This window comes from Bradyrhizobium sacchari (genome assembly GCF_002068095.1).
Classification (GTDB): domain Bacteria; phylum Pseudomonadota; class Alphaproteobacteria; order Rhizobiales; family Xanthobacteraceae; genus Bradyrhizobium; species Bradyrhizobium sacchari.
Genome location: NZ_LWIG01000013.1, coordinates 283,254 through 292,957, shown reverse-complemented (window position 1 = coordinate 292,957; position 9,704 = coordinate 283,254). Strand labels below are relative to the sequence as shown.

Annotated in this window: 10 protein-coding genes and 3 pseudogenes; 5 read left to right on the top strand and 8 right to left on the bottom strand. The window is 66.3% G+C overall.

What is annotated here, in order from left to right:
- On the bottom strand, positions 1–774 hold a 774-nt coding region (locus tag A5906_RS18425; RefSeq protein WP_080136796.1), incomplete at its 3' end, for an MBL fold metallo-hydrolase.
- A gap of 93 nt (positions 775–867) precedes the next feature.
- Between A5906_RS18425 and A5906_RS18420 the strand changes: the two genes are divergently transcribed.
- Entirely contained in the window at positions 868–1,773 is a 906-nt protein-coding gene (locus A5906_RS18420) for a LysR family transcriptional regulator (RefSeq protein WP_080136795.1), read from the top strand.
- Here the strand turns inward: A5906_RS18420 and A5906_RS18415 are convergent.
- Together A5906_RS18415 and A5906_RS18410 are read right to left on the bottom strand one after the other, a co-directional pair.
- Complete coding sequence (locus tag A5906_RS18415) at positions 1,727–2,488, bottom strand: hypothetical protein (protein ID WP_080136794.1); 762 nt, start codon at positions 2,486–2,488, stop codon at positions 1,727–1,729. The genes A5906_RS18420 and A5906_RS18415 overlap by 47 nt on opposite strands.
- Before the next feature lie 16 nt (positions 2,489–2,504).
- Positions 2,505–2,693 (bottom strand): hypothetical protein, encoded by a 189-nt coding sequence (locus A5906_RS18410; protein ID WP_080136793.1) that lies wholly within the window; start codon positions 2,691–2,693, stop codon positions 2,505–2,507.
- A gap of 253 nt (positions 2,694–2,946) precedes the next feature.
- Between A5906_RS18410 and A5906_RS18405 the strand changes: the two are divergent.
- Positions 2,947–3,720: pseudogene (locus A5906_RS18405) on the top strand (DUF2336 domain-containing protein); the annotation flags it as partial.
- 1 nt (position 3,721) lies between these two features.
- Positions 3,722–3,926: pseudogene (locus A5906_RS44600) on the top strand (DUF2336 domain-containing protein); the annotation flags it as partial.
- 138 nt (positions 3,927–4,064) lie between these two features.
- Here the strand turns inward: A5906_RS44600 and A5906_RS18400 are convergent.
- Genes A5906_RS18400 through A5906_RS18390 form a run of 3 tightly spaced genes read right to left on the bottom strand, consistent with a single transcriptional unit; the run spans position 4,065 to position 7,057 of the window.
- Positions 4,065–4,409 (bottom strand): DUF1491 family protein, encoded by a 345-nt coding sequence (locus A5906_RS18400; RefSeq protein ID WP_080136792.1) that lies wholly within the window; start codon positions 4,407–4,409, stop codon positions 4,065–4,067.
- A gap of 58 nt (positions 4,410–4,467) precedes the next feature.
- Positions 4,468–5,190 (bottom strand): peptidoglycan-binding domain-containing protein, encoded by a 723-nt coding sequence (locus A5906_RS18395; protein ID WP_080136791.1) that lies wholly within the window; start codon positions 5,188–5,190, stop codon positions 4,468–4,470.
- A complete protein-coding gene (locus A5906_RS18390; protein ID WP_080136790.1) occupies positions 5,183–7,057 on the bottom strand; it encodes a sensor histidine kinase in 1,875 nt (624 codons plus the stop codon). The genes A5906_RS18395 and A5906_RS18390 overlap by 8 nt, the downstream gene beginning before the upstream one ends.
- A gap of 411 nt (positions 7,058–7,468) precedes the next feature.
- Between A5906_RS18390 and A5906_RS18385 the strand changes: the two genes are divergently transcribed.
- Together A5906_RS18385 and A5906_RS18380 are read left to right on the top strand one after the other, a co-directional pair.
- The gene (locus A5906_RS18385) at positions 7,469–7,912 is read left to right on the top strand and encodes a DUF5330 domain-containing protein (RefSeq protein ID WP_080136789.1); all 444 of its coding nucleotides are present in this window, start codon (positions 7,469–7,471) and stop codon (positions 7,910–7,912) included.
- A gap of 68 nt (positions 7,913–7,980) precedes the next feature.
- Complete coding sequence (locus tag A5906_RS18380) at positions 7,981–8,409, top strand: SufE family protein (protein ID WP_080136788.1); 429 nt, start codon at positions 7,981–7,983, stop codon at positions 8,407–8,409.
- Between the two features lie 193 nt (positions 8,410–8,602).
- On the opposite strand, the gene A5906_RS18375 is transcribed toward A5906_RS18380, so the two are convergent.
- Complete coding sequence (locus A5906_RS18375; protein WP_080136787.1) at positions 8,603–9,019, bottom strand: Ros/MucR family transcriptional regulator; 417 nt, start codon at positions 9,017–9,019, stop codon at positions 8,603–8,605.
- 156 nt (positions 9,020–9,175) lie between these two features.
- A pseudogene (locus A5906_RS44595) lies at positions 9,176–9,704 on the bottom strand (DUF308 domain-containing protein); the annotation flags it as partial.

Here is a 9,704-nt window from a genome sequence, read left to right as displayed (position 1 = left end):
GATCCTCACCCGGTCGCCGTGCTCCTGCTTCAGCGCGCGCAGCCGCGCCTGGTTGGCGATCCGCATCTTGCGGTCCATGTCGCCCTTGCGCTGGAAATAACCGAGCATCAGCGGAACGCGCGGCGATGCGTCGAGCTGGGCGTGATGGAAATAGCTGTCGCCGGCATGCAGCAGCCATTTATCGCCCGAGCGCACCGCGATGCCGCAATGGCCGAGCGTGTGGCCGGCGAGCGGGATCATCAGCACGTCCGTCTCCTTGTCGCCGAGCGCGCGCACCCCCTTGAAGCCGAACCAGTCTTCGCCGTCCTCGCCATAGAAGGCCCAGCGCGGTCCATGGCTCCACTGCCCGGTGACGTAGCGCCCCTCCGGCGGCGCCGGCTTGCGCAGCACCGCCATGTCGTGTTCGGCGCGGTGGACGTGGATCGCGGCGAGGGGGAAGTCAGGCACGCCGCCGGCGTGGTCGCGGTCGAGATGGGTCAGCAGCACGTGACGCACGTCGCTTGGCGAATAGCCGAGCGCCTTCACCTGCTGTACCGCGGTCTCGGCTGGATCGAGCTTGGGCGCCGTCTGCCGCACCCATCGACGACCCAGTCGTCCGGGCGCTGCGATATCGCCAAGGCCGATGCCGGTGTCGACCAGCGCGAGGCCGTCATTGGTCTCGAGCAGCAGGCAATGGCAGACCATGCGGGCGCGCTGGAACAGGCTGCCGGTGCCGTTCACCAGGCGGCGGCCGACCGGGCACATCGTGCCGGTGTTGAGATGGTGGATTTTCATGGCTAACCCTCGCCTGTTGTGACAGGAGCGTCTTGCCACCACGTGAACCATAGGTAAAATATCGAATATTTATGCTATCTCTAGGCTGATCCTATGGATATCCGCGAGCTTCGCTACTTCGTCGCCGTCTACCGCGAGCGCAACCTGACTGCGGCGGCGCGCGCCTGCTTCGTGTCGCAGCCGTCGATCTCGACCGCGATCACCAATCTGGAGGCCGAACTCGGCACCACCCTGTTCATCCGGCACAAGAAGGGCGTCGCTCCGACCGCCTCCGCCGAGCAGTTTCACACCCTGGCCCGCCGCATCATCGACGAGGCTGATGCCGCGCGCAGCCTGTTCAAAAAGCCGATCACGAAGACCACGGTGACGCTGGGGCTGATGCGCACGCTCGACGTGCCCCGGACGATCGCGCTCCTGAAGCCGCTGACGGCGCGCAGCGACATCGCGCTCCGCCTCGTCGGCAGCGACGAGCGGGCCGACGCGCGCATCATCGCGAAGACCATGCTGCGCGACGACGAGCATTTCGTCGCGCTGTGGAGCGAGCGTTATGTCGCGGCTCTGCCGCCGTCACATCCGCTGGCGCTGAAGGAGAAGCTCCGCGCTGCCGATCTCGCCGACGTCCCCTTGATCGACCGCTGCCATTGTGAGCAGAGCGCATTCTTCGGCCGCAATGCGCAGCGGCGCCAGGCGGCGGCGATCGCGCAATCGGAGGACTGGGCGATGGCGCTGGTGGCCGCCGGCGTCGGCATCGCCATCATCCCGGAAGGCGTGGCGAAGGGCAATCCTGATGTCGCGGTGCGCGAGATCGAGGTCAAGGTCAAACGCGAGGTCGGGCTGGCGTATCGCGCATCAGCGCCGCTCGCGGATGCGCTCAAGGATTTTGTCGGCAAGCTGCAGAAGCAGCGGCGCAAGCCCGATCGGACCGGACGACGGCCCGGCGCGCGCAAAAGGGTCAGCCCTTCGAGACGACCGCGCGGCCGTAGGGCGGCTGGCTCATAACCGGCGGGTTGGCGGTCTGGGCGGCGAGCTCGCCGATCAGGCGGTCGGCGTCGGCGGCCATGCCGTCGGGGGCCTGGATCACCAGTCGCTCCAGCGCCCAACGATAAGACGAGACGCGCTGCTCCAGGCACTGCTGCACCCACTGCACGATCAGCGAGTTCTCCTGCATGCGCGCGACCGCATCGTCCCTCTCCCGCGGCGAGAGCGCTGAGACGCGCGCCATGGTGGCATCGCGCTTCCGATCGAGATCGATGACGCGGATCGCGGAAGCGAAGAAGGGCTCGAAGCGGGTGATGTCGTTGCGGACGTCCTCGATCAGCTGCGCATAGCGCGAGGAGTGCGAGCGGTGCGGCTCGTCGATCAGCGTGCGGCCATACATGGTGCGGTCGAACACCACCTTCTGCCGCCAGGGCGATGGCAGCGCCTTGTAGTCGCCGAACACGCTCTTCCAGGCCGGGCGCGACAGCGGCGGCTCGATCATGGGATAGGCGAGATCGCGAAGCTGGCGCTCCTCGTCGGTGAGCTGGAATTGCGAAGGCCTCAAGCCGACGCTGCCGGTAGCCTCCGCGCCAAGCCAGCGATGCATGTCGTCGCTGCGCATGTCGGCGCGCGTGCGGCCGAAATCGCCGCCGCTACAGGCGCCCAACGTCGCGCCGAGCAGCGCGAGCAGGACGGCCGAAGTGATAGGCCGGATATGGCGGATGGGGTCCGGCATTGCAAAAAAGCCGGGCCTAGCGACGGCGACGACGGCGCCCCGGCGCTGTGCCCTGCTCCGGCCCGCGATCGCCGCTGGTTTCGTCGCTCTCGCGCTCGATGCGGATCACCGGGAGGATCAGGACCGTCCCCATCTCCGCGTGCGGTGTGACGTCCCCCGACGAGCCTACCCGGCGACCGGCCGGAAATTCGATGATGGTCCCCATGTCAGCTCTCTCAATTGCCGCGCGATCAAATACGCCCCTGCAACATGGCGATCATTAAGATCAGTTCATGGTTAACGGGGTGTAAACATGCCCCTTGGACCGTAACCGCACGGGCGAGGCCCGCCGTCCCGTTGCGGCACGACAACGCCTCAAATTTAACGGCCCGCTTCACGCCTCGTTTTCCTTAACGAGCCTTTAAAGGAACCTGCGCTAGGCTGTCCCCAAGTATCTTTTCCGAGTTGCGTACGCCTCCATGACCAAGTCGCTGTTTCCCGGATTCGACGGGCTGATGAGCCTCTCCCGTCGCGAAGGCGTCGATGTTCGGCCGACGCTGCTGCGCGTGTTGACCGACCTCTATGTCCAGACGCGCGTCCACAGCGACGACGAGCAGCGCCAGTTCATCGAGCTTGCGACGCGGCTGATCGATCAGGTCGACGATGCGACGCGCGCGGCCGTCAAGGCGAAGCTCGCGATCTACCCGCAGACGCCGGTCCCGGTGCTGCAGAAGCTCGGGCTGGTCGCGGCCCAGGAAGGCCGCAGGGTTCCTCTGGCGCGCGCAATCCCCGCAGCCCTTTCGGCTCCCTCCCCGGCCCGCGAATCGACCGAGGCCGAGCAGCGCATGGCCGCGAACATGGCGATGCAGCCGAAGGACGCCGCCGAGATCTACGACATGTTCTTCCGCGCCGGCGCCTCCGAGCGCGCGCTGATCCTGCAGAATCTGGCGCAGACGCCGCTGAAGGCCGCGCCGCGGATTCCGACCGTGCGCGCCAAGCGCGCGATCCAGATCCTGGAGATGGCGGCGATTGCCGGCGACGTCGAGAGCTTCATCCTCGAACTCGGCGACAGCCTGATCCTGCCCTCGCGCGTCGCGGCCGAGATCGTCGAGGATGCCGGCGGCGAAGCGCTCGCGGTCGCCGCGCGCGCGCTCGACATGCCGAGCCCGAACTTCCAGCGCATCCTGCTGTTCTTCAAACCGGAGATCGGCAATTCCGTGAACAACGTGTACCGGCTGTCGCGGCTCTACGACNCCGCCTCAACGACCGTTCCGCGCTGGTCATGCTGGCGGCCTGGCGGGGCTCGACGCTGGCCGTCACGCGGGCAAAGTACCAGTCCTCGCTGCATGACGGCGAACGGCAGCGCGCGCGTGCCGGCGCAAGCCAGACGCGCCCGGGCGTGCAACCGGGCTCTGCGCCAGCGATGAAGACCGGTACCGGCGGATCGTCCGAGCGGTAAATCGCCGACGCCCGCCTTACACGATGTGAGGCGCGCAGCATCTCCCCAAGATCGTCATTGCGAGCGAAGCGAAGCAATCCAGAATATTTCCGCGGAGGGACTCTGGATTGCTTCGCTGCGCTCGCAATGACGATGCGGCTACGCCTTCGCCAATTCCAGGAAGTGGCGCCCGGCGCGGTCCTCGGTCTCGACGATCCAGGCATCCGGATCGAAGCGGAGCTCCTTGGTCAGGCGCTCCTCGATGGCGTGCTCCGGCAGAGGCTGCGGCGCCACCGGCACGAAGAAGCGGTCGACCGGGCGGCCGTCATCGTAGGAGGTCTGCGGCGCCGGCACGTAGAGCATCGCGTTGCCGTCGAGCAGCGACACTTTCACGAACACCGCACCCGCCTCCTCGGCGCCGCGACGGCGCACCGCGCCGAACACGCCCTCGGTCTGGCAGCGGCGCAAATAGGCCGCGACCCATATGTTGGATTTTAAACGCATGAATCGGACGATAGGCTAGTGCTGCCACCAGCACCAGCCTTGCGAGCAGCCGCGATGACTATTCGACGGGATGGCCGATCGCAGCGGCAAGTTCGCGCAGCAGGCGGTCGGAGACCTGGCCGGTGACGGGCATCTTGTGCTCGCGCTCGAACTTCTGGATCGCGGACTGGGTTTCGCCGCCCATCGCGCCCGTGATCTTCAGATTGCCGTAGCCGTATTCGGACAGCGCGCGCTGCACGCCGGCGATGCGCCGCGCGGCCGGGCTCTGCTGCGCCGGGATCGGCGCCGGCGGACGGATCGCGGACGGCGGCGTCGAGGTCGTCGCCTTGACCAGATTGGTCATGGGGTCATTGCCGGAGCGCGGCGTCGATGCAGTCGCCTCGACCGGTTTCTCCGCCGGCTTCTCGGCGGCGCGCTCGACAGGTTTCGGCTCGACGCGAAACTCGGTTGCCCTCGGCTCGAGCGGCGAGGTATCGGCACCCACCGGGCGCGGGCGCGGCATGGGATTGGACAGCGGCACCGGGGACGGCGCGGGAAGATTGATCACGGTGCCGAACATCGGCGCGGGATGCCGGCCGGTCTGCAGGAACAGCGCATTGGCGACGATCGCACCGATGGCGGCGACGGCGACGAGGCCGGCCAGCGTGTCCTTCGGACTGTGCAACAGCACGCGCATCACGAGGTTGCGCTCGGTCTCGACATCGATGACCGCAGCCTTGGCCCCACCCTTGGCGCCACGGCGGCGCGGAGCAGCTTCGTCCTTGGCAGACTTCTTAGGCACTTTTCTTCACCGGAGCAGGTTGGTCGTGACGTTGATCGTTGAGTTGTTCGTGAGATTCTTCGCGAAGTTCTTTGTGAGGTTCTTGGCGCAGCACCGGCGTCAAGGTCGTGACCTTGCTCTCGACCGGTTTGGTTTGCGGTGGCGTATAGACGAGCGGCAGCTTGACGGTGACGGCGGTGCCCTCACCCACCCGGCTTTGTACCGTCAATTCGCCGAGATGCAATGCTACGAGACTCTTCACGATGGACAGCCCGAGGCCGGTGCCTTCGTGGCGGCGCTGATAGGTCTTGCCGGCCTGGAAGAACGGCGCACCGATACGCTTGAGATCGTCGGGCGCAATGCCGACGCCGGTGTCGCTGATGCGCAGCGTGAGCTGCGATCCGGTCACCGCGGCTGACACGGAGACCTGACCGCCGCGCTCGGTGAACTTGATGGCGTTGGCGACGAGATTGAGCACGATCTGCTTGAAGGCCCTGGGATCGCCAGTCATGACGGGCAGGTCCTGCGCCGCGTCGGTGACGAGGTCGACGCCGTTTTCCCGCGCCTTCAGCGCCAGCAGATTGCAGCAATGCAGCAGCGAGGCGCGCGGCGCGAACGGCTCGGACGCGATCTCGAAATTGCCCGATTCCATCTTCGACATGTCGAGGATACCGTTGACGACCGACAGCAGGTGCTGGCCGGAATCGTTGATGAGCTGGGCATATTCCTTGCGCTGGGCCGCACCCAGCATCAGGGTCTGCTCCTGCGCAATCATCTCGGAGAAGCCGATGATGGCGTTGAGCGGCGTGCGCAGCTCGTGGCTCATGGTGGCGAGGAAGCGCGTCTTGGCCGCATCGGCGGCTTCCGCCGCGTTACGGGCCTTGTCGAGCGCCTGCTCGGAATGCTTGCGATCGGTGACGTCACGCATCACGGCGACGACTTCGGCTTCACGCGCGCCATCGCGGCCCTGGTCCTGGTCGAGCGGCCGGCAGCGCATCTCGACCCAGATGAAATCAACCTGGCCGCGCTCCGTGCCGGCAGGCTCCCGCCGCAACCGGAACTCGACGCTGCGCACCTCGCCGCGCGCGGCATCCGACAACGCGGTGAGATAGGCCGGGCGGTCGGCGACATGGACGCGGTCGAACAGGCCGTGGCCGTGCAGCTGCGTCACTGATAGGCCGAGCATGGCCTCCGCTGCCGGCGAGATGAACTGCACCGCGCCGTTGCGCTGGTGCCGGGAGATGACATCGCTCATGTTGCGCGCGAGCAGGTGGTAGCGCTCCTCCTCGCGCGACAGCAGCGCGACGCTGGTGCGGGCGAGCGATTCCGCGCCGAAGGCGAGGCCCGCTGCATAAAGAGTGGCCGAGGCGACGCCAAAGGCCATCAGCACGCCGCGCTGCGCAGCGCTGGGCTCCACCGGCAGCCAGCCGAGCTGGCCGACGAGGATCAGCACTCCGGCGCAAGACAACGCGAGCAGTGAGGCGAAGGCCGCAACGCGCCGCGAGGCCGACAGCGCAGCCTCGAGCGGAACCACCACCAGCCAGACCGCGGCGAATGATTCGATACCGCCCGTCGTGATCGCGACCGCCATGATCAGGCCGGCGAGCGCCAGCGACGACAGCACATGCGCGCCTTCGTAGCGGCCGGTCCGCGACAGGAACCAGGACAACATGATGGGCGCGATCAGCCAGGCAAAGGCCGCGACCTCGACCGCGCTCGGCGCGCCGCGCATGGCGAGATAGACCGGGAATGCGGCAAACGCTGCCAGGCTGCCCAGCAGCCGCGGCGCCATGAAGGCACGATGGCGCGCTCGCGTCAGCGCATCGTAACGCGCGGAGGGATGCAGCAACGCATCGAGACAATCGCGGATGATACTCAAAACTGTCACGGGTCTCGCGCTTCGGCTCAATCGTCTTGAGAAGACGCGCCGGAACGCCTCCTTGTCGTTGAGCCACCGTGTCAGAGCGACCTTAAACGAGTGCTAAGGCGGCGCCGCGCGCGGGCGGACACCGTGTCGTCGCGGGGCTTTTTAGACGATTTGACGACGTCTTCCGCGAGGATGGTGAACACAGGGTTTCACCATCCGCCGCATGGTTTCGAAATGGTGGATGCGCGGCCCCGGAAGGTCACGGGCCGCAGCATCAATGGAAAATTTACGAGACCGGGACCTTGCGAAGATTTTTGCGTCAATTTTCCGCGAATTAAGCTCAAGGCAATCACTTGCGATTTATCGAGAGTTGCTAGGTCGCAAGCCCTGCGAAGATCGCCGCAGCGGGATCTAAAAGTACAGGTCGACAAGATGCGCTTTCTGCTCCGCATCACATTCTGGCTCGGGCTGGTGCTGGTGCTCCTGCCGCGGGACAAGACGCCCGATTCGGAGAAGCTGCCGCAGATCGGCGCCGCCGACGCGGTGCAGGCTGCGACCGCGGCCGTCTCCGACATGACTCAGTTCTGCAAGCGCCAGCCGGCGGCCTGCGAGGTCGGCGGCCAGGCCGCGACCATCATCGGCCAGCGCGCCCAGGACGGCGCGAAGAAGATCTATCAGATCATCAACGACAAGAAAGAGCAGATCACCAACGACAAGAACGACGGCCCCAAGAATGACCATAAGAAGGCGCCGGACCACACCGGCTCGATCGCGATGGCCGGCGAAGGCGATCTTGCAGCGAGCGAGGCGCCGCGCGACACCCTGACCCAGGACGACCTCGCGCTGGAATGGCGCGGCCCTCAGGCCGCGAATTAGGGCCCAAACCCTATCGATTTCACGACTTGGCGTCCCTATATTGACCCTAACGGGAACTGTGGGCCGACATGACGACGATCGACGAAATCAGGGACAATTTCGAGCTTCTGGACGAGTGGGACGACCGCTACCGGTACGTCATCGAGCTCGGCCGCACCCTGGAACCGATGCCGGAGGCCGAGCACTCCGCCGAGAACAAGGTGAATGGCTGCGTCAGCCAAGTCTGGCTGCAGAAGCTGATCGATCGCGACGGTGGCGCGCCGGTCCTGAAGTACCGCGGCGACAGCGACGCCCACATCGTGCGCGGGCTGGTCGCGATCGTGCTCGCGCTCTATTCTGGCCGCACGCCGCAAGAGATTCTCGATACCGATGCGATCGCCGTATTCAACGAGTTCGGGTTTCGCGATCACCTGACGCCGCAGCGCTCCAACGGCCTGCGCTCGATGGTCGAGCGCATCAAGACCGACGCGAAAGAGGCGCTCGCGGACGCGTCGTAGCGATCCTCACGGTGAGGAGCCCACGGTCCGAACCTCGCAGCAAACTGCAGTAGGGTGGGCAGAGCGCCTTGTCCGCCATAGCTGGAAGAGCGACGGCGGAAGCGCGCCCACGATTTGCATGTAACCGGTGAGAATTCGTGGGCACGGCGCTGTGCACCTTTGCCCACCCCACGAGAGCTGGCCGCGTGGCGGACTACTTCCGCTTTCGCTGCTGCTGTCCGAGGCCCATCTGCTTGGCAAGCTGCGAGCGCGCAACCGCGTAGTTCGGCGCGACCATGGGATAATCGGCCGGCAAGCCCCATTTCTCGCGATATTGCTCCGGCGTCATGTTGTACTGGGTGCGCAGATGGCGCTTCAGCGACTTGAAGCGCTTGCCGTCTTCCAGACAGACGAGATAGTCGGGCGCGATCGACTTCTTCAGCGAGACCGCCGGCTTTGCCGGCTCGAGCGGCGCCGCCTCGGCGCGCCCTGTCGAGACCCGCACCAGGGCACCATGGACTTGGCTGATCAGGTTCGGAATCTCGGCGGCCGGCGTCGGGTTGTTGCCGAGATAGGCCGACACGATGCTCGCCGTCAGCTCGATGAAATTCTTAGCCCCGGCATCCGACATGGGCCTGCCCCTTCCGTGTTGCGCCGCGCGGGATTGACGACGCCAAAGTATTCCGTGTCAACAATACGTTCGGCGAAAATACGACGACTGACGAATATGAGCCGACGACTGATGTCGTGACAAGAACGCTCGCGCTTTACTTGCGTGGCCGAGGTCTCAGGACCGCTGGTCGAGATGCGCGCGCAATTCGTCGATCGAGGCAAAGCGCATCATGCCCTCGGGCATCTGCGCTTCGATCGAGCCGTCGGAATAGAGCGAATAGGCCATGCCGTCGACGATGCCGGACTTGAGGACCGTTACGGGCGGCTGCTCGACTGCCGGCTCCGGCTCGGGTGCAGGCGGCGGCGGCGGGGGAGAAGCAGCCTCGGTGAAGGTCGAGGGCGAGCGCGGCGGTGGGGACGGACGGCGCGCGGCGGCCGGCGGTTCCGGCGGGCGCGTCCGGTCCGGCTTCGGCCAGGCGTCATCAAAGCTCGCGGGCGGCGCGTCGGATGCTGTGGGCTCTCCCGGCGACGGCGAACCCTCGGCGGCCTTGGCCTCCGCGCGCTCACGCTCCTTGCGCGAGGTCGAAGCGAACATCAAATTGCGCCGGCGCGGCGCTTCGGGAGTCGCGGGCGGCGCCGGAGGTTGCGGTTCGGGCGGCGGCTCGGCGCGTGAACGATCCCGCACCGGGGCCTCGGCTTGCCAT